At 34.4% G+C, this 20,115-nt stretch carries 17 protein-coding genes; all 17 read left to right on the top strand.

All coding sequences use genetic code 11. From position 1 onward, the window contains the following. Positions 1–21: 21 nt before the first annotated feature. The 17 genes from ABIB30_RS19710 to ABIB30_RS19630 all read left to right on the top strand — a co-directional run bounded on the left by ABIB30_RS19710 (position 22) and on the right by ABIB30_RS19630 (position 20,091). Positions 22–2,574, top strand: a complete 2,553-nt coding sequence (locus ABIB30_RS19710; RefSeq protein WP_354304752.1) for an SLBB domain-containing protein — start codon at positions 22–24, stop codon at positions 2,572–2,574. Positions 2,575–2,640: 66 nt separating this feature from the next. Further along, the gene (locus ABIB30_RS19705) at positions 2,641–3,714 is read left to right on the top strand and encodes a Wzz/FepE/Etk N-terminal domain-containing protein (RefSeq protein ID WP_354304751.1); all 1,074 of its coding nucleotides are present in this window, start codon (positions 2,641–2,643) and stop codon (positions 3,712–3,714) included. Between the two features lie 21 nt (positions 3,715–3,735). After that, positions 3,736–5,181, top strand: coding sequence for a lipopolysaccharide biosynthesis protein (locus tag ABIB30_RS19700; RefSeq protein ID WP_354304750.1), 1,446 nt, complete (start codon positions 3,736–3,738; stop codon positions 5,179–5,181). Then, a complete protein-coding gene (locus ABIB30_RS19695) occupies positions 5,178–6,287 on the top strand; it encodes a DegT/DnrJ/EryC1/StrS family aminotransferase (RefSeq protein WP_354304749.1) in 1,110 nt (369 codons plus the stop codon). The genes ABIB30_RS19700 and ABIB30_RS19695 overlap by 4 nt, the downstream gene beginning before the upstream one ends. A gap of 58 nt (positions 6,288–6,345) precedes the next feature. Continuing rightward, positions 6,346–7,242: a glycosyltransferase family 2 protein gene (locus ABIB30_RS19690; protein WP_354304748.1), complete on the top strand. Its 897-nt coding sequence runs from the start codon at positions 6,346–6,348 to the stop codon at positions 7,240–7,242. A 5-nt stretch (positions 7,243–7,247) separates the two neighbouring features. Then, positions 7,248–8,519, top strand: a complete 1,272-nt coding sequence (locus tag ABIB30_RS19685; protein ID WP_354304747.1) for a hypothetical protein — start codon at positions 7,248–7,250, stop codon at positions 8,517–8,519. 14 nt (positions 8,520–8,533) lie between these two features. Next, positions 8,534–9,850: a glycosyltransferase family protein gene (locus ABIB30_RS19680; protein ID WP_354304746.1), complete on the top strand. Its 1,317-nt coding sequence runs from the start codon at positions 8,534–8,536 to the stop codon at positions 9,848–9,850. 145 nt (positions 9,851–9,995) lie between these two features. Then, on the top strand, positions 9,996–11,036 hold the full coding sequence (locus tag ABIB30_RS19675) for a polysaccharide biosynthesis protein (protein WP_354304745.1): 1,041 nt from the start codon (positions 9,996–9,998) through the stop codon (positions 11,034–11,036). After that, complete coding sequence (locus ABIB30_RS19670) at positions 11,037–11,465, top strand: WxcM-like domain-containing protein (protein WP_354304744.1); 429 nt, start codon at positions 11,037–11,039, stop codon at positions 11,463–11,465. It abuts the gene before it with no gap. A 23-nt stretch (positions 11,466–11,488) separates the two neighbouring features. Beyond that, positions 11,489–12,610, top strand: coding sequence for a polysaccharide biosynthesis C-terminal domain-containing protein (locus tag ABIB30_RS19665; protein WP_354304743.1), 1,122 nt, complete (start codon positions 11,489–11,491; stop codon positions 12,608–12,610). Between the two features lie 32 nt (positions 12,611–12,642). Beyond that, complete coding sequence (gene wecB / locus ABIB30_RS19660; protein WP_354304742.1) at positions 12,643–13,788, top strand: non-hydrolyzing UDP-N-acetylglucosamine 2-epimerase; 1,146 nt, start codon at positions 12,643–12,645, stop codon at positions 13,786–13,788. Further along, the gene (locus ABIB30_RS19655; RefSeq protein ID WP_354304741.1) at positions 13,788–14,570 is read left to right on the top strand and encodes a glycosyltransferase family 2 protein; all 783 of its coding nucleotides are present in this window, start codon (positions 13,788–13,790) and stop codon (positions 14,568–14,570) included. The genes wecB and ABIB30_RS19655 overlap by 1 nt, the downstream gene beginning before the upstream one ends. Further along, the gene (locus ABIB30_RS19650) at positions 14,567–15,181 is read left to right on the top strand and encodes a DapH/DapD/GlmU-related protein (RefSeq protein ID WP_354304740.1); all 615 of its coding nucleotides are present in this window, start codon (positions 14,567–14,569) and stop codon (positions 15,179–15,181) included. The genes ABIB30_RS19655 and ABIB30_RS19650 overlap by 4 nt, the downstream gene beginning before the upstream one ends. A 17-nt stretch (positions 15,182–15,198) precedes the next feature. After that, positions 15,199–16,335 carry an NAD-dependent epimerase/dehydratase family protein gene (locus ABIB30_RS19645; RefSeq protein ID WP_354304739.1) on the top strand — a complete coding sequence of 379 codons (1,137 nt, stop codon included), beginning with the start codon at positions 15,199–15,201 and terminating at the stop codon, positions 16,333–16,335. Then, on the top strand, positions 16,332–17,363 hold the full coding sequence (locus tag ABIB30_RS19640) for a WaaS/CpsH family glycosyltransferase (RefSeq protein ID WP_354304738.1): 1,032 nt from the start codon (positions 16,332–16,334) through the stop codon (positions 17,361–17,363). Before ABIB30_RS19645 ends, ABIB30_RS19640 begins: the two co-directional genes overlap by 4 nt. A 114-nt stretch (positions 17,364–17,477) precedes the next feature. Further along, positions 17,478–18,443, top strand: coding sequence for an MraY family glycosyltransferase (locus ABIB30_RS19635; RefSeq protein ID WP_354304737.1), 966 nt, complete (start codon positions 17,478–17,480; stop codon positions 18,441–18,443). Between the two features lie 55 nt (positions 18,444–18,498). Then, entirely contained in the window at positions 18,499–20,091 is a 1,593-nt protein-coding gene (locus ABIB30_RS19630) for a hypothetical protein (RefSeq protein WP_354304736.1), read from the top strand. Positions 20,092–20,115 lie beyond the last annotated feature (24 nt).

The raw sequence follows: 20,115 nt of genomic DNA, 5'->3' as shown, positions 1-20,115 counted from the left end.
ATATATATTACTGGTTACCTTATGAATTTTAAAAAAATAATAGTTGCATTCCTGTTTCTATCTTGTTTAATAGTTTGTCAGCAAGGTTATGCGCAAACAAATTATTCTGATGTAAAAGTTGATGAATTAACTGAGGCTCAGATTGCTCAACTGATGCAACGTGCGGAGTCTGTTGGATATAATGATGCGCAATTAGAACAAATGGCAGCTGCACAAGGTATGAAACCCGCAGAGATCGTAAAATTACGTGCCCGTGTAGCTAAAATCAGAAAAACAAATACATCAGATAATAAGGTGAATGTCCAGGCTACGGATGATTTTTCAGAGCGGACTTATGAAGATACTGATTCAACCAGCAGAAGAAGAGGCAACCTTAATAATAAGGCTAAAACTGATTTAAGGGATGCTTTTGGGAATTTAATCCCTAAAATATTTGGAGCTGAGCTTTTTAAAAATGATGATATAAGGTTTGAGCCTAATATGAGAATGGCTACACCGAAAAGTTATATTATTGGTCCTGATGATCAGCTGCTGGTTGATCTGACAGGTGACAATGAAGCAAATTATAAACTTCAGGTAAGCCCTGATGGAAATATCCGCATGCAATATGTTGGACTGGTTCAGGTAGGCGGCTTGTCTATTGAACAGGCAACATCCAAAATCCGTTCGGTGATGTCCAGGACTTATCCTGCTTTAAAAAATGGAAGAACGAATGTCTCTGTCAATCTGGGGAATATCAGAAGTATTAAAATTACGCTTTTAGGAGAGGTTGTTAAACCGGGTTCTTATACTTTATCATCTTTGTCAACAGTTTTTAATGCATTAAGTGCATCTGGTGGCCCTAATGATAACGGTTCATTCAGAAAGATACAGGTGATCCGTAACAATAAGATCGTTTCTACTATTGATGTTTATAATTTTCTGTTAAATGGAGTGCAAACAGGAAATATCCGCCTACAAGATCAGGATGTAATTAATATTCCTGTTTATCAAACCAGAGTGGAAATGTCTGGTGAAGTAAAAAGACCTGCATTATATGAAGTATTAAATAATGAATCACTGGAGGATGTAATCTCTTTTGCCGGTGGATTCTCAAATAAAGCGTATACGGCTAAAATTAAAGTATTACAAAATACCAATAAAGAGAGACGGATTACTGATGTGAATGCAGATGATTTCAAGAAATATAATCCGTTAAATGGCGATAAATATTTGGTAGAAGCTATTTTGGATCGTTTTGCAAATAGAGTTGAAATTGTAGGAGCTGTATTTCGTCCAGGCCCTTATGAGCTGGAAAATGGCCTGACTTTAAAACAACTTATCCAAAAGGCAGATGGATTGAAGGAGGATGCTTTCTTAAACAGAGGTTACATTTCACGGCTTAATCCGGACAATAGTCTGGCTTTATTATCTTTTGATGTAGATAAGGTTCTGAAAGGAACAGAGCCGGATATTACTTTGAGAAGAGAAGATAAAGTGACTATCTCGTCTATTTTTGATTTGCGTGAAGAATATAAGGTAGATATCAAAGGTGAGGTTAGAAAGCCAGGTTTATTTGATTATGCAGATGGAATGACTTTGGAATCCCTGATACAGATGGCTGGTGGATTTAAAGAAGGAGCAACTCCGAATCGTATTGAGATTGCCAGAAGAATAAAAAATGCAGATGCAAATTCAATTTCATCAAAAACAGCTGAAATATTAAATGTTAAAATTTCCGGAGATCTGAAGTTACAGGATACAACTTTTGTATTGCAGCCATTTGATATTGTGTCTATCAGAAGTTCTGAAGGATACCGTGTGCAGCAACAGGTTAAAGTTGAAGGAGAAGTACTTTATCCAGGTATCTATACCATCACAAGAAAAGACGAGCGTATTTCTGATATCATTAAACGCGCCGGAGGTTTAACTGTACTTTCTTTTGCTGAAGGTGCATCGTTAAAACGACCTGGCCCCGAAAAGAGCATAGAAGAAGAATTAAAAAGAGATAAAAATGGAAAGCTAGTTGGTGGAAAATCTGCCTCCAATAAGAATGCAATCGATAAGGAAGAAGAGGAAATGCAGAAAATGGCCAATTTAAAAAGGCTGCAGGGAGCTGGTGTACAAGATACGGCACAACTTATTCAGGAGGTGAAAATCTTAGGAAGTGACCTGGTCGGCATTGATCTTGTTAAAATATTAAAGTCCCCTGCTTCAAAGTATGATTTACTAATGGAGGATGGAGATGTAATCAGGATACCTAAGCAATTACAAACTGTTAGGGTAACCGGCGAAGTACTCAGACCAACGAATATTGTTTACAGTCCAAATAAGAGTATGAAGCAATATATTAACGGTGCTGGTGGTTTTACCTATAATGCGAATAAAAAAAGTGCTTATATTCAGTATGCTAATGGATCTGTAGATGCAGGAAGTAAGTTCCTGTTCTTTAATAATTATCCGGTAGTTAAGCCGGGAGCAGAGATTTTTGTTCCTAAGCGTGCTCCTCGTGAAAAGTTTGGTGTGGCAGGGATTGCTGCTGTTTCTGCAGCTTTATCAGGTTTGATTACAGCATTAGTACTAATATTGCGATAATAGGATAAAAGATATTTTATCTGGAATTTGTTAATTAATTAAGTAATGAGCTTGGAAAAGCGCAATATGGAAGAAAAAAAAATCGGTAATAACCCGGCTGAGGAAGATTCAGTAAAGGAATTTATCTTAAATATAAGGGAGCTATATCAATATTTATTATCTAAGTGGGTTATAGTATCAGTGACAGTTGTTGTGGGAGCAATTCTTGGTTTTATATATGCCAAGTATAATAAACCTTTATATACTGCAACGACAGTGTTTGTATTGGAAGAGGGGGGAAGCGGCGGTGGTCTGGGGCAGTATGCCGGTATTGCATCTATGGTCGGTATTGATATCGGCGGAAGCGGTGGTGGTCTGTTTGCTGGAGATAATATCATAGAGTTATACAAATCCCGCTCGATGATACAAAAAGCCTTATTAAGTGAGTCAACTTATGAGAATAAAAAGGAATTACTAATTAACAGGTATATTGGATTTAATAATTTGCAGGAGTCCTGGAAAAAAGATCCGAGAACCCAGAATGTCCAGTTTGCTGTTAATATGAAACCTAATCTGGTACAGGATAGTTTAATTGGAGAAATTGTAAAGTCAATCAGAATTAACTATCTGAATGTAGTAAAGCCAGATAAGAAATCAAGCATTATTAAAGTTGAGGTTCGATGTAAAGACGAAGCATTTGCAAAAGGATTTAGCGATGAAATCGTATCTACAGTAAGTAAATTTTACATTGAGACTAAAACTAAAAGATCAATATATAATATTGCCAATTTACAACACCAGACAGATTCTGTAAGGTCAGTTATGAATGGAGCCATTTATAGCGCGGCTTCAGTAATTGATGCTACTCCTAACTTAAATCCTACAAGGTTATTGCTTCGTAGTGCACCCGTTCAGAAGTCTCAGTTTTCTTCTGAGAGTAACAAAGCAATCTTAACTGAATTAATCAAAAATCTGGAAATAGCCAAGGTTTCTCTAAGACAAGAGACTCCGCTGATTCAATTAATTGATGAACCTGTTCTGCCATTGGAGAAAAGTCATATTGGAAAAATTAAAGGTGCTGTATTTGGAGCCTTCTTGTTTGGGGTTTTGATTGCTATTCTTTTAATAGTTAGAAAGAAGATTAGAAGTAGTTTGACCTAACTGTTAGAAAAAAGCAAAAGCATGAGTGTACTGAAGGATAAGGCGATTAAAGGAGTTGCATGGAGTTTTGTTGATAATATAGCCAATTCTGGAATTACATTTATTGTAGGCATTGTGCTTGCGAGACTGTTGTCACCCGCAGAGTTTGGGATATTGGGAATGATCACTGTTTTTATCGCAGTCTCCAATTCGATTATCGATAGTGGATTTAGCCAGGCATTAATTCGCAAAATTGACGTAAAAGGTATAGATTATAATACCGTGTTTTTTTTTAATCTGGCGATTGGATTTGTCCTTTTTCTTGTTTTATTTTTTTCTTCTCCATATATAGGTGAATTTTTTAAAGAACCAAGACTCGTTAATGTAACACGTGTTATGGCTTCGATTCTTATTATCAATGCCTTATCTATTATCCATAGAACTATATTAACTAAAAACATAAATTTTAAGCTGCAAACCAAGATTTCCCTGGCTGCTTCTTTATTGAGCGGAATAGTGGGAATAGGCATGGCTTATTATGGATTTGGTGTTTGGAGTCTTGTTGGTCAGATTCTATCTAAACAGCTTTTATACACTGTTTTGATGTGGGCATTAAACATTTGGTGGCCTAAGATTGAATTTTCTAAAAAGAGCTTTAACGAAATGTTCAATTTTGGTAGTAAATTATTAGTTTCCGGACTAATTGATACTATTTATAAGAATATATATTACCTGATTATTGGAAGATATTACTCTGCTTATGAACTTGGTCAGTACAGCCGGGCGGAGCAATTTTCTATTATCTTCTCGTCAAATTTAACGGTTATCATTCAGCGTGTAAGTTATCCTGTACTCAGCTCTATTCAAGATGATATTCCAAGGTTGAAAGAAGCTTATAGAAAAGTTATCAAAAGTACTATGCTTGTTACATTTACCTTGATGCTGGGACTGGCAGCAATAGCAAAGCCGCTAATTATTATTTTAATAGGGGAAAAATGGCTGATGGCAGTTCCATTTCTACAAATTATTTGTTTAAGTGAAATGTTATATCCTTTGCATGCAATTAATTTAAATATTCTGAATGTGAAGGGGCATTCAGGGATTATATTGAAACTTGAGGTCATGAAAAAATTCATAGCGGTCCCGGTGATTTTGGCCGGAATCTTTATGGGAATACAATATATGCTTTGGGGAAGTGTGATCGCTTCTATTTTGTCCTATTTCTTAAATAGCTATTTCTCTGCACCATTTTTGAAATATTCTACCAAAGAACAACTTAAAGATATTATTCCGGGTTTGATTATTGCTTTGATTGTATCATCAATAATGTGGACTTTTACGCTTCTTACGATATCGAACTGGGCTATTTTGTCCATGCAATTTGCAGCAGGCATTCTTTTAACAATTGGCCTGTGCGAGATTGTTAAACTTTCTGAATACCTGGAAATGAAATCTATTCTGGAAAAACTATTAAAAAGGAATTTATGAACGAAAAATTAATTACAGTAACGACGCCCTTACTTCCACCATTGGATGAATTTGTACCTTATCTGGAGGATATTTGGAAAAGAAAATGGTTAACTAACAATGGCCATTATCATCAGCAACTGGAGAAAGAATTGTGCGAGTTTCTTGGCGTTAAGTATATTTCTTTATTTTCAAATGGAACCTTAGGGCTGGTTACTGCGCTACAAGCATTAAGAATTACTGGTGAGGTTATTACCTCGCCATATAGCTTTGTAGCGACTACCCATTCTTTGTGGTGGAATAATATAAAACCTGTTTTTGTTGATGTTGATCCTGTAACACTTAATCTTGATCCAGCTAAAATAGAAGCAGCAATTACTCCCATGACTACGGCAATTATGCCTGTCCATGTTTATGGTACACCTTGTGACATGGATGCAATTCAAAAAATAGCAGATACTTATGGTTTGAAAATAATCTATGATGCAGCTCATGCATTTGCAGTTAAAAAAGATGGTGAATCTGTTTTGAACTATGGTGATTTAAGTATTTTAAGTTTCCATGCTACCAAAACGTACTCTACTATTGAGGGCGGAGCGATTATATGCCACGACGAAAAAATGAAGCAGCGGATAGACTATCTTAAAAATTTCGGATTTGCTGACGAAGTAACTGTTGTGGCTCCTGGAATAAATGCGAAAATGAATGAGGTACAGGCGGCTTATGGTTTATTAGGACTGAAATATGTTGAGCGTGCCATTGAAAGCAGAAAAGTAGCAGCGGACAAATACAGAGCGAAACTAAAAGATATAGATGGGCTAACTTTTATGGCTGATTTTGACAATGTGGTTTCTAATTACTCTTATTTTCCAATTTTTATAGATGAGCAAAAATTTGGGATGAGCAGAGATAGTTTATATCAGAAAATGAAAGATAACAATGTATTAGGCAGACGTTATTTTTATCCTTTGATAAGCAGTTTCTCTACCTATAAGGGCTTACCATCCGCAGGAGTTCAAAATCTTCCTGTTGCGAATAAGGCGGCTTCTCAAGTAATCTGTTTACCATTGCATCATGAATTGTCAACGGAAGATTTAGATAGAATAATATCAATTATTAAGCTGTAATGTCCGCATTATAACTTAATGATTTCCTTGATCAGCTTAAAATATAATTACAATAATCATGAGTGATAGTTCCCTGCCATTAGTTTCAATATGTATGATTTCTTATAACCATAAGAAATTTATCCGTCAGGCGATTGAAGGTGTTTTGATGCAAGAAACTAATTTTGAATATGAACTTGTCATTTCAGACGATTGTTCACCGGATAATACCGGCCTTGAGATTCAAAAATGTATTGATGAGCATCCCAATGGTAAAAGAATTAAATACTTTCAGCATAAAGTTAATTTAGGAGGATTACCCAATATCCTTTTTGCATTCAATGAGTGTTCTGGAAAATATATAGCCATCTGTGAAGGAGATGATTATTGGACTGATGTACATAAGCTTCAAAAACAAATTGATTTTTTAGAGGCAAATGAGGATTATTCCATGTGCTGCCATAATGCTAAAGTTGTATATGAAGATAAAAGTCAAAATACACGTGATTTTTCAAATATATATAATGACGTTGATTTTGATATGGCAACGATTATTAACAGTTGGGTTATTCCAACTGCCAGCATGGTTATCAGAGCTGAATTTATTAAGCCATTACCAGAATGGGTTAAAAATATCTATAGCATAGACTTTACCTTAGCCCTATTATTAATGGCTAAGGGCAAGATAAAATTTCTGGCAGAATCACTATCGGTTTATAGAATTGATCTTGGGGGCTCCAGTATGTCAGCAGTAGTGGGCGGTAAAATTGAATTTGTGGCTAATCAGCATATTCAGTTGCTTCAGCATTTTAATGAGGAAACAGAACATCGTTATGATGGCCTGGTCACCACTAAAATAAGGAAGCTTCACAATGAGATTAGATTCCTGAAATTGCGGAGGAAAAGCCCGTTACTGGCCTTATTTTTAATGCCCCGGTTATTTTGTGAAAAGATCTTAAATAAAATTAGAAAATAGTAAGAATGCCAGAGTCGATAACGAATAAGAATTCTTTTTTGGACAGGACTAAATATATTGGTTTCCTGATTCTTCTCTATTTGTATATTTATGATCCTCCATTCGCGTTTTCCCCACTGTTACCGCTGGAAATAATGACAATTCCAGCAGTGATTTATATCACAATTTATAGCCGCTGGAATGACTTATTAAGTAATTTTAAGAATGAATTATTTGTGCTGTTTGCCATCGTTCTTTTCTGTTTCTTTCGGGAACTGGGGCAGCCTGAAAATGTTTTCTTGAAAACCAATGTGTTTTTGCTCTTGCAATCAATAGTTGTCCCTTATTATGTTATTACATTATACTCTCATCTAAAAGGCCGTTATAATCTAATCAAAGAGACCGTTTTATTAGGGGTTATAGCGGCATTTTTTACGATTATATTGATCGTTTCCCCTGGTCTGGATGATATTGTAAGATATACTTTATTAAGAACGAATGAGTTTTCTGAGTTTATAACTTTCAGATCATTTGGGCTTTCAGAAGGATTAACTTTCGCGTATGGAACTGCTCAGGGCCTTATTTTTGCCCTGATCATTTATTATTCAAAATATAATCCCCGATATCTCTGGTTTCTCCCTTTCATTTTAATCTCGATCTTGTTTAATGCCAGAATTGGATTTGTTCCGGTTATTTTTAGTTTGGTATATTTTGTTATTATCAAATTCAATGTGAGATTTATAATGATTTTTCTTGGTGTAGGATTCCTATTGTATTTCCTGGTATTTCAAACTGACCTGTTTTCTGAATATGCTAAAACTTTAGAATGGGCTTTCGACTTTTTTACTCAATCTTCGGATTTTTTAACGGGTAATAAAAGTAGCTCTGATGGAAATACATTTAATACACTATTCGGAGAAATGGCTGTACTTCCGCGGGACCTGGGCAGCTGGATCATAGGAACCGGAGAAAATATCTTTATTTCAAAGAGTGCCAATTCTGATATAGGTTATCTTATTCAATTAAATTACGGCGGTCTGACCTACCTTTTTATTCTTTTCTCATTTATAGGTGTGATGATATGGAGATTAAAATTCCTGATCAAAGAATACTTCTGGTTGATTTTATTATTCTTATTTACAATTGTTTTGACGAACGTAAAAGGAATAGTTATTGCTGTTATCCCTAGTTTCAGACTTATTATGCTCATTTATTGTTACCTCATTATTGAATATCGGAAATTTGATAAAGATGGTGATAAGTCGTTTAATCTTATAAAATTTTCGGGTAGATCTTAAATACAAATTATAGTATGTTGAAGGAAAGTAAGAAAGATAAGTTGAAGATTCTGGTAGTGACCTATGATTATTACCCGGATGATTCACCTAATACTTACAGATGGAAAAATGTGCTGCGTGCATGGGCTGAGAGAGAAGATGCTGAGATATTTGTGGTCTGTGCCAGCAAAGGTAACCTGTTGGATTTTGAGCTGGTCGATGGTGTAAAGATTTACAGAACAGGGAGGTCTTTATTTGAGAAAGTTAAATCAAAAATTCTTAAACATTCTATAACAGAAAATAATGCTATCTCGAAAGTTGATACAGGTATCGCTCAGGAAGGTCTGATCAGAAAGGTCTATAACCTTACCTGGAAGAAATTATATTTTCCGGACCATGCTTTTCTTTGGCTATCTCCTGCGATGAAAATGGCTGAAAAGCTTATTAAGGGTGAAAATATAACTCATTTAATAACTGTTTCCTGGCCCTTCACCGATCACGTTGTTGGATATAAGCTAAAGCAGAAGTACAATATTCAATGGATTGCAGATACAATAGATCCTTTTTATTTGAGTAAAGCACTTAACAATACGGCATTATATGATTCCAAAAGTTATAGACTTGAGAATAAGATCTTAAAGAAAGCCGATACTATAACAGTATTGACAGATAAATTAAAGGAAAAATATGCTGTGTTATATCCCGCTATTGCGGATAAAATTGTAGTTAATCATAATTTGTTTGTACCAGTTGAAGTTCCTGAAAACAATACTAAATCTAGAAAGATTAAGCTTGTATTTGTTGGAACAGTAGTACCAGTTGTAAGATCACCTGAATATTTACTGGAATTATTTAATAACCTGGTCAATCTTAATGAGGATGGTTGTGAATTAGAATTGCATTTTTACGGGAATACAACGCAATGTAATGATGTATTTGCCAAGTATGATTTTTTATTGAATAAATCATTATTTATTCATGGGATGACTTCCAGAGAGAATATTCCGGGTATTTTATCGAATGCAAGTGTGCTGGTAAATATTGGAAATAGCAATACCTACCAGGAGCCATCTAAAATTATAGAGTATATTTATTTAGGAAAACCGATTTTGAATGTATGTTCTATAACAGAAGATTCTTCAAAGGAAGTGCTTGCTAAATATCCTTTGCACTTCAATATATATAAAGATGAAGTTCATGATAAACTAAAATTAAACGAACTCTTTAGTTTCTTTAAAAATGGCACTACCCTTGATAAGGATGTGATCATGAAAATTATATGGAAATATCTATTGCCACAGGTGGAACAGAATTATTTTAATTTACTGAAAAAAAAGAAAAACTTTAATTGATATAATAATTGAATGAGATTATTATAAATATACTTATTAATATATCCTACTTATCTTTGATGAGTTTTTTCATTAGAAACCGGGCAATAACCAGAGGGTTCTCTTGTTATTGTAATAGCTTCAATGATTTTATAAAAACATATATATGCTTAAAAATAAAACTTTATTAATCACAGGAGGAACAGGTTCTTTTGGTTCTGCTGTACTTAATCGCTTCCTAAATACAGATCATTTTAAAGAAATCAGGATCTTTTCGCGAGATGAAAAGAAACAAGATGACATGCGCAATCATTTAAATCATCCTAAATTAAAATTTTATATTGGGGATGTACGTGATTATAAAAGTATTGAAAGAGCAATGCAAGGTGTGGACTATGTTTTTCATGCAGCGGCATTAAAGCAGGTTCCATCCTGTGAGTTCTTTCCACTGGAAGCGACCAAGACTAATGTTTTTGGAACACAAAATGTTATTGATGCTGCTGTAGCTAATCAAGTTGTTAAGGTGATTTGTCTAAGTACAGATAAGGCTGCTTATCCAATAAATGCAATGGGGATTTCTAAGGCATTGATGGAAAAAGTAGCTATTGCTGCTTCCCGTAATATTAAAGACAATCTTACCACAGTATGTTTGACTCGTTATGGAAATGTGATGGCTTCCAGAGGATCAGTGATTCCTTTGTTTTTAAAACAAATTAAAGAAGGCAATGCTATTACGATTACAGATCCGAATATGACACGTTTCCTGATGTCTTTAGAAGATGCAGTAGACTTGGTTTTATTTGCATTTGAGCATGGGAATCAGGGAGACTTATTTGTGAATAAAGCACCTGCCGGCACCATTGGTGATTTAGCAGCAGCATTGAAAGAAATGTGTAAAGCAGATAATGAGATTAAGGTTATTGGTACCCGTCATGGAGAAAAATTATATGAAACTCTTTGTACGAGAGAGGAAATGCTTAAAGCTGAAGACATGGGGGAATTTTATCGCGTTCCTGCAGATAACAGAGATTTAAATTATGCGCAATATTTCTCTGAAGGAGAGAAAGATATTGCTGTAATAGAAGATTATCATTCACACAATACAGAACAATTGGGCGTAGAAGGAATGAAGAAATTATTGGCTAACCTTCCTTTAATTAAGAAAGAAGTGTTTGGTGACCTGACTGCTATTCAATATCCTGCTTAAATGAGTTTTGAGGTTAATCTGATCTGTGGCGGTCAACATACGGATCACCGGGGTACTCTTTACTTTGTGAATGATTTTGATATGTCTGAAGTCAAAAGGATGTACATGATCAGCCACTCAGATACTACTGTAAGAAGAGGATGGAGAGGACATAAACTTGAACAACGCTGGTTTTGCGTAGTTCAGGGAAGTTTTGAATTGAAACTGGTTAAAATCGATGATTGGGATAAGCCTGATCAAAATTTGGCCATAGAAACAGTCATTTTATCTGCTGATAATCCGCAGGTAATTCATATCCCAGTGGGTTATGCAACTGGTTTTAGAGCACTTGTTCCAGATTCCAAAGTTATGGTTTATGCTGATAGAGCTATAGCCGATGCTAAATTGGATGATCATCTATATCCTGCCGATTACTTTCGCTGGGAATAATTAAGTTGGGTTAAAATAAGTTTATGAAATTAAAAATAGGAATAACCGGTCAGGAAGGATTTGTAGGCCAGCATTTATACAATACAATAAACCTTTCTCCGGAAGAATTTGAATGTGTAAATTTTGAAAAGAGATTTTTTGAAAATGAGGCTGAACTAAATTTATTCGTTGGCCAGTGCGATATCATCGTGCATCTGGCTGCAATGAACCGTCATCATGATCCACAAGTTATTTATGATACGAATTTAGGTTTGGTCAATAAGCTTATTACCGCATTAGAGATTACTAAAAGTAAAGCTCACGTATTTTTTTCTTCTTCATCGCAAGAAGAGAAAGATAACTTATATGGTAAAAGTAAAAAAGAAGGCCGGGAACTTTTCATCAGCTGGTCGAAAAAAGCAGGTGCTAAATTTACCGGATTTATTATTCCTAATGTCTTTGGCCCTTTCGGTGTACCCTATTATAATTCGTTCATTGCCACATTCAGCCATCAGTTAGCACATAACGAACAGCCAAAAATTGAAACTGACGGTGTAGTGAAGCTTATCTATGTTGGTGATTTAGTTAAAAACATAATTAATGAGTTCAGAAAGGGTGATGGAAATGAACTGATGGTAATTCCACACACCGATGAACACAAAGTAACTACCATATTATCATTTTTAGAAGACTATAAAACACAATATCTGGAACAAGGTATAGTTCCGCAACTAAGCTCCACATTTGAGCTAAATCTATTTAATACTTTTAGATGTTATATTGATATTAAAAATCATTACCCTGTTAAATATGTTCAGCATACAGATCCAAGGGGTGTATTTGTAGAAGTTATCAGATTAAATGTTGGGGGGCAGGTTTCATTTTCCCGGACTGTACCTGGTATCACCAGAGGAAATCATTACCATACACGTAAAATTGAGCGTTTTGCAGTAATTAAAGGAAAGGCGCTGATACAATTACGAAGAATAGGAACGGACGAAGTACATGACTTCTATTTGGATGGTGAAGAGCCTGCTTATGTGGATATGCCAATTTGGTATACACATAATATAAAGAATATAGGTGATGAAGAACTTTATACAAATTTTTGGATCAACGAATTTTTTGATCCGCTTGACCCGGACACCTATTTTGAAAATGTTTAAAATTAATCTTTAAAGAGAAGCGTAAAATCTATATGAAATCGAGACTTAAAGTAATGACCGTAGTTGGTACAAGACCTGAGATTATCAGGTTAGCCAGAGTAATGGCTGCCTTGGATTCTTCTGAAGCTATTGACCATGTCATTGTGCACACGGGACAGAATTATGATTATGAATTGAATCAAATCTTTTTTGATGATCTATCAATTCGTAAGCCTGATTTCTTTTTAAATGCAGCAGGTGCAACTGCTACAGAAACGATAGGACAAATTTTGATCAAAATAGATCCTTTGCTTGAGTCAGAAAAGCCTGATGCGTTTTTAGTTCTCGGAGATACTAATTCTTGTTTATGTGCTATTCCTGCAAAGAAACGTCAAATTCCTATTTTCCATATGGAAGCTGGTAACCGTTGTTTTGATCAGCGTGTTCCTGAAGAAACAAACCGTAAAATTGTAGATCATATTTCTGATATAAATTTAACTTATAGTGATATTGCACGTGAATATCTTTTACGTGAAGGGATGTCTGCTGACCGAATTATCAAAACTGGATCTCCAATGTTTGAAGTGCTAGGGCATTATTTGCCTCAGATAGAAAACTCTGATATCCTTACCCGTTTAAATTTAGAAAAGCATAAGTATTTCGTGATTTCTTCTCATAGGGAAGAGAACATTAGCAATGAGAGCAATTTCACTAATTTAATGAAGAGCCTGAACCTGATTGCAGAAACTTACAAGTTGCCAATTATAGTTAGTACTCATCCACGTACAAGAAATATGATTGATGCTAAAAAGATTGAGATGAGGCCTGAAATTCAATTTCTTAAACCAATGGGTTTCAATGATTACAATGCATTACAAATGAACTCTTATGCCGTATTATCTGATAGTGGTACGATCTCTGAAGAGTCTTCTACTTTAAACTTTCCTGCATTAAATTTAAGAGAAGCACACGAGAGACCTGAAGCTATGGAAGAAGCATCAGTGATGATGGTAGGTATGAATCCTGAAAGGATCATGCAAGCTTTAATTCAATTAAAATATCAGAAACGGGGAGAAGAGCGGAATTTCAGAAAGGTTGCAGATTACTCTATGCCAAACGTGTCTGATAAAGTAGTGAGAATAATAATAAGTTATGTTGATTATATCAAACGTGTAGTTTGGAGTAAAGAGAGTTATTAATGGATATATCTGTAATTATTCCAATGTACAATGCTGAATCTTCTATTCAAAGATGTATAAGCTCTGTCGTTAATCAAACCTACAAAGGAAATGTAGAAATTATCATTGTTAATGATGGAAGTACTGACAATGGCAAGGCGATTATTGATGATTATAGAATTAAGAATGAAGCTATTAATATTACGCTGATCAACAAAGAAAATGGTGGAGTCTCCAGTGCAAGAAACGAAGGTATGAAAGTATCATCAGGAGATTTTATCGCTTTTTTAGATTCAGATGATGAATGGTTACCCTCTAAATTACAGAGGCAGATGGAAATACTGAAAAAAGATAGTTCAATTGATTTTTTAGCTGGTATAATATTTGAAGCTCCCGAAGAGCATAGTGGGAAATTGAGAGAAATAGCCCTTAAGGATTTAATATATAAGAATTATTTTCAACCTTCAACTGTTATTATGAAGAAGAAAGTTTATACAGTTGTAGGGAAATTTAATGAATCCCAAAGATTTGCTGAGGAGGGGAATTACTTTATGCGCATTGCAAATCAATTCAAATGTATTCTTTTGTATGAAAAATTAATTGTATACGGAGATGGGAAAAGTGGATTTGGAGAAAGTGGTTTAAGCGCAAATTTACTTGAAATGGAAAAGGGGGAGTTATTGAATTTAAGATTTGCTTATACTAATGGTTATATTAGTGGTCTTGTTTATTTTATGGCTAAAAGTTACTCTTTGCTTAAATACTTAAGAAGGATTCTGATCGTTAAAATGAGAAAAATATGATATCAAGATATGGAGTAAAAGGTACCATCAGTTTACTTATCTCTTTTATTTATACCAAATTATTCCACTCGAAATCAAGAATAATAAGACTGCCTTTTGATATTAGAAATAAAAGATATATTGATCTTGGTGAAAGGTTAACCACAGGCGTAGGATGTAGATTGGAGGCTGCTCCTGTAGACGGGAAAATCACTTTGCACATTGGTAAAGACGTCCAAATGAATGACTACGTCCATATTACCGCCATGGAAGAGGTTCGGATTGGTAATAATGTTCTTTTAGCAAGTAAAATTTATATTTCGGATTGTTCACATGGCAGTTATGCTGGAAATGAAGATGATAGCAGTCCGGATGTTCCTCCTGCAGAGAGGAAATTAATAGCAAAACCGGTAATTATTGAAGATAATGTCTGGTTGGGAGAATTTGTGAGTGTTTTGCCAGGTGTTAAGATTGGCAGAGGTACAATTGTTGGAGCAAACTCTGTTGTCACTAAGAGCTTACCGCCTTATGTAATTGCTGTAGGTACTCCGGCTATTCCAATAAAAAGATTTAATGTTGAAACTAAAAAATGGGAAAAGACTAACCCTGACGGTTCATTTATTACCAATTAAAGAGAAGAAGATACGATATGAAGAATATATTAATAACTGGTGGAGCAGGCTTTATAGGCTCAAACCTGGCACTAAAACTTATAGAAAAGGGATACACTCTTACAGTATTAGATAACCTTTCTCCTCAGATTCATGGTGAGAATCCATACGAAACATCTCCATTATATAAAAGTATAGAAGGAAAAGTTAAGTTTATTAAAGGTTCAGTAACCAATAAGTCAGATTGGGAAGAGGCATTGGAAGGTCAGGATGCAGTTATACATTATGCTGCTGAAACAGGTACAGGCCAGTCTATGTATGAAATACATAAATATGTAGATGTTAATATTAACGGTACTGCATTAATGCTGGATATTTTAGCAAATAGTAAAAATCACAATGTAAAAAAAGTTATAGTTGCCTCTTCAAGATCAATTTATGGAGAAGGGAAATATGAGAGTCCTGAGTATGGAATTGTCTATCCAATACATCGGAAGGATGACTTGATGTCGAAGGGCGATTATGATGTGAAATATAAAGATAGTTCTGATTTGGCGCTGTTAGCAACGGATGAAGAGTCTAAAATACATCCCTCTTCAGTTTATGGAATAACAAAGCAAAACCAGGAACAGATGGTGATGACAGTTTGCCCTACCATCGGTATCTCGGCAGTTGCCTTCAGATATCAAAATGTATATGGTCCGGGTCAGTCACTAAAAAATCCTTATACTGGAATACTATCAATTTTCTCCACGCAAATCAAAAATGGCAATACTATAAACATCTTTGAGGATGGTAAAGAAAGCCGTGATTTTGTATTTATTGATGACGTAGTAGATGCTACGATCTTGGGGCTGGAAAAGGATGAAGCTAACAATGAAGTTTTTAATGTTGGAACTGGTGTCGCAACTGATGTAATGACAGTGGCAAATTCCTTAGTAGATTGTTATAAAGTAACTGTGCCAATTAATATTACAGGTAATTACAGACTTGGTGATATCAGGCATAATTTTGCTGATTTAAATAAGATTGGGACTAAATTGGGATTTCAGCCAAAAGTGATGTTTGCTGAGGGAATTCAAAAATTTACTGCATGGGTAAACAAGCAGGATGTTGAAGAGGATAATTATTCAAAATCCATTGAAGAAATGAAAGTAAAGGGGTTATTTAAATGATAATCGGAGAGGCCTTAAAGAACAAGAACATTTTATTTTTCTCTGTTCAAACTTTTGATCTGGAGAAAGAGATTGTAAATAAACTTGAAGAGTTTGGTGCGAATGTTCATTATTATGATGAAAGACCTGCTAATAATAATTTTACGAAAGGAATAATCAGGCTTAAAAGAAGCTTTTATCAGAATATCATTGATAAATATTATAGAAATATATTAAATAGCATTTCAAAAACAGTAATCTTTGATTTTTTATTTGTCAACAAAGGAGAGGTTGTACCTGCATTCTTTTTAGAAGAATTTAAAATACTTCAGCCAGACTGTGAGTTTATACTTTATACGTGGGACTCTTTTAATAATAATAAATATGCCACAACAATTTTAAAGTATTTCAATCGTAAGCTTACTTTTGATCCTGAGGATGCGGTAAAATATAAAATTAATTTCAGACCATTATTTTATCTGGACGCCTATAAAGATGTCAAAAATGAAGTTTTTGAGTATGATACTTTATTTTTAGGTACTGCTCATTCGGATCGTTATAAAATAAGTTCCGAGATTGGTCAGTGGTGTGCTAAAAATAACTTAAAGATTTTCTGTTATTATTATATGCAGGGAAGGTTAGTTTATCTGTATAAAAGAATTTTTGATAAGACATTTAAGCAGTTTGATTATAGAAAGCTAAGTTTTAAGTCACTGAAATTAGATGATATCGTTAATCTTTACCGAAAGTCTAAAGTGATCCTGGATATTAATCATCCTAATCAAAAGGGATTAACAATGCGTACTTTTGAGGCAATTGGAGCCAGACGAAAATTAATTACGACCAATAAAGAAATTGCGAAATTTCCGTTTTATAATCCTACTAATATTTACATCATAGAAAGAGATAATGTTCTACTAGACAAAGCATTCTTTAAGACTGATTATCAGGATATAGAAAATAATGTTTATGATAAACTTTCTATGGAAGGGTGGCTCTACAATATATTTATAGATGCAGAGGAATCCTTCTGGAATAAATGTTTATAGTACATATTATCTATCTCTGATCTTTCCTGTTAACCACAAGATCCAGTTAGGTTTTACCGAATCTTTTAAAAAAACTGCTGATTATTAACGGCAATATATTAGTTACTCCCATTTATGAATATAATCCTACTTCTTGTCATCTTCATTTTATTATTTATAACAGAATTGATCTATTTCAGGATAGCTGACAAATTTAATATCATTGATCAGCCTAACCACAGAAGCTCTCATACGGGCATTACCTTAAGAGGTGGGGGTATTATTTTTGCTATAGGAATGTTGTTTTATCCACTTTATTTTGGTTTTGAATACAGCTATTTTCTTTTGGGCCTGTTAGCGATCGCATTTATCAGTTTTATGGATGATATAAAGCCTGTGAGCAATAAAATAAGAATATTGTTTCACTTGATTGGTGTGGCGCTCATGTTTTATCAATTAGGCCTTTTCAATCTTTCTTTTTACTGGATCATCCTTGCATTAATTCTTGTTATTGGAAGTATTAATGCAATTAATTTTATGGATGGTATTAATGGAATTACTGGTTCATACGCATTAATCACGCTCTGTACCTTACTTTATGTGAATATTTATGTTGCACCATTCGTAGCTTCAGACCTTTTGATTATAGCTATCATCTCGGTTATTGTATTTAATTTTTTTAATTTCAGAAAAAAAGCGAAATGCTTTGCTGGTGATGTAGGCAGTGTAAGTATTGCCTTTATTATCCTTTTTTTCTTGCTTAAGCTGATTATCAAAACGGAAGATTTTAGTTATCTGCTATTCCTTCTTCTTTATGGACTGGATACTGTGACTACTATATTTTTCAGGCTGATCCGTAAAGAAAATATCTTTGATGCACATCGAAGCCATTTTTATCAATATTGGGCAAATGAAAGAAAAATGTCTCATTTGGTTGTTTCTGCAATCTATGCTATAGTCCAGTTGATGATTAATGCGTTAATCTTGTTTTTAGTTCCACACACCATATTTGTAATTTGTCTGTCTTTAGTATTTAGTACTGTCATATTCGTCATATTAAGATATGTTCAGGAAGGGTCAGAGAGATTAACTGCACATTAGGTTCTTTTAATCTGTATTTTACCAAGAATTATGTTGAATAATATATCTTTGTTACATGAACTGTACGAAATTTAAGCTCGTCTTTTGTATTCTCTTTACACTAGTTATTGGTAAGGCAAATGCACAATCTGAGCTATTGCCTCTGGGCCATGATCTTAATAATAATTTAGGAAAGGATATCTATTTTAACAACTCAAAACGAAGCCATACGGCTTTGCTTCCTTATATAGCAAGTGATATTGATACTTTAGGGAAAGATAGCTTGTTGAAAAGCGTGATGCCTTTAGAAAAAGACTGGCAGCGTAAAAACTGGCTTTTCAGAAAAATCTTCCAGGAACACCTGGTAGAGGTTAACGATAAAGATTATTCTTTTTATCTGGATTTTATCCCTGATATGCAGATTGGAAAACAGGCTGGTAATACCATCTGGTTAAATACAAGAGGAATTGAATTGGGTGGAAAAATAGGAAGTAAGTTTGCATTCACCAGTCATTTCTATGAAAACCAGGGGAAATTTGCCCAGTATATGACCGATTATATCAGGACAAATAAAGTTGTTCCCGGACAGGGCCATGCCAAGACTTATGGTGTTGGTGGATTTGACTATGCTTATTCCGGAGGGACCTTATCGTATACGCCTTCAAAATATGTGAACTTTCAATTAGGTTATGATAAAAACTTTATCGGAGATGGTTACAGATCTTTATTACTATCAGATAATTCTTTTAATTATCCTTTTTTTAAGGTAACTGCTACGCTTGGAAATGTACGCTATATGGCGATGTGGGCTCAATTTATAGATATGTATGATACCCCATTTGATGACGAAACACCTTACCCGAAAAAATATGGTCTATTTCACTACCTAAGCTGGAATGTAACTAAAAGATTAAGCTTAGGACTGTTTGAAAATATAATGTGGCGCCCGAGAGGATTCGATTTCAGTTATGTAAATCCAGTGATGTTCATGAGACCTACTGAATATGCAAACGGATCACCTGACAAAGCATTGATAGGGTTAAATGCGAGTTATAAAATAGCTGACCGTTACGTTGCTTACGGCCAATTGATGATCAATGAATTTACTTTTAAAGAGGTATTTGCAAATAATGGTTATTGGGCAAATAAACAAGGTGGCCAGCTAGGTATTAAGGGATTTGATGCTTTTAAGGTGAAAAACTTATTTGTTCAGATTGAAACGAACAGAGTAAGACCTTATTCTTATTCTGCGACTGATCATTATAAAAACTATGGGCATTATAACCAGTCTCTTGCGCATCCTTACGGCGCTAATTTTGCAGAGTACGTAGGTATTGTTAATTATAGATATAAAAGATTTGATTTAAGACTGCAAATGAATGCTGCAACTTACGGTCTGGATATCAATGGTCTTAATTACGGAAAGGACATCTATAAATCGTATACTACCCGTGTAGATAATTACGGTGTTAATATTGGTCATGGCTTAAAAACTAATCTGCTTATTGCTGACGCGAAAATTGGTTACCTTCTAAATCCGAAAAATAATCTCCGACTGGAATTTGGTGCTACTTACAGAAAAGAAAGTAACAGTGAATTTAATGATAAACAACGATTTTTCACTATAGGATTACGTTCATCGTTCAGAAATTTATATGCTGATTTTTAGACATTCTTAAATTGAGTTAAATCG

This window comes from Pedobacter sp. UYP1, from assembly GCF_040547305.1.
GTDB lineage: Bacteria > Bacteroidota > Bacteroidia > Sphingobacteriales > Sphingobacteriaceae > Pedobacter.
The sequence above is the reverse complement of the archived record's forward strand: the minus strand, read 5'-3'. Positions and strand labels throughout refer to the sequence as shown.

Coding starts and splice junctions, on each gene's coding strand:
- ABIB30_RS19710 (WP_354304752.1), top strand. CDS start 22: ATGAATTTTAAAAAAATAATAGTTGCATTCCTGTTTCTATCTTGTTTA.
- ABIB30_RS19705 (WP_354304751.1), top strand. CDS start 2,641: ATGGAAGAAAAAAAAATCGGTAATAACCCGGCTGAGGAAGATTCAGTA.
- ABIB30_RS19700 (WP_354304750.1), top strand. CDS start 3,736: ATGAGTGTACTGAAGGATAAGGCGATTAAAGGAGTTGCATGGAGTTTT.
- ABIB30_RS19695 (WP_354304749.1), top strand. CDS start 5,178: ATGAACGAAAAATTAATTACAGTAACGACGCCCTTACTTCCACCATTG.
- ABIB30_RS19690 (WP_354304748.1), top strand. CDS start 6,346: ATGAGTGATAGTTCCCTGCCATTAGTTTCAATATGTATGATTTCTTAT.
- ABIB30_RS19685 (WP_354304747.1), top strand. CDS start 7,248: ATGCCAGAGTCGATAACGAATAAGAATTCTTTTTTGGACAGGACTAAA.
- ABIB30_RS19680 (WP_354304746.1), top strand. CDS start 8,534: ATGTTGAAGGAAAGTAAGAAAGATAAGTTGAAGATTCTGGTAGTGACC.
- ABIB30_RS19675 (WP_354304745.1), top strand. CDS start 9,996: ATGCTTAAAAATAAAACTTTATTAATCACAGGAGGAACAGGTTCTTTT.
- ABIB30_RS19670 (WP_354304744.1), top strand. CDS start 11,037: ATGAGTTTTGAGGTTAATCTGATCTGTGGCGGTCAACATACGGATCAC.
- ABIB30_RS19665 (WP_354304743.1), top strand. CDS start 11,489: ATGAAATTAAAAATAGGAATAACCGGTCAGGAAGGATTTGTAGGCCAG.
- wecB (WP_354304742.1), top strand. CDS start 12,643: ATGAAATCGAGACTTAAAGTAATGACCGTAGTTGGTACAAGACCTGAG.
- ABIB30_RS19655 (WP_354304741.1), top strand. CDS start 13,788: ATGGATATATCTGTAATTATTCCAATGTACAATGCTGAATCTTCTATT.
- ABIB30_RS19650 (WP_354304740.1), top strand. CDS start 14,567: ATGATATCAAGATATGGAGTAAAAGGTACCATCAGTTTACTTATCTCT.
- ABIB30_RS19645 (WP_354304739.1), top strand. CDS start 15,199: ATGAAGAATATATTAATAACTGGTGGAGCAGGCTTTATAGGCTCAAAC.
- ABIB30_RS19640 (WP_354304738.1), top strand. CDS start 16,332: ATGATAATCGGAGAGGCCTTAAAGAACAAGAACATTTTATTTTTCTCT.
- ABIB30_RS19635 (WP_354304737.1), top strand. CDS start 17,478: ATGAATATAATCCTACTTCTTGTCATCTTCATTTTATTATTTATAACA.
- ABIB30_RS19630 (WP_354304736.1), top strand. CDS start 18,499: ATGAACTGTACGAAATTTAAGCTCGTCTTTTGTATTCTCTTTACACTA.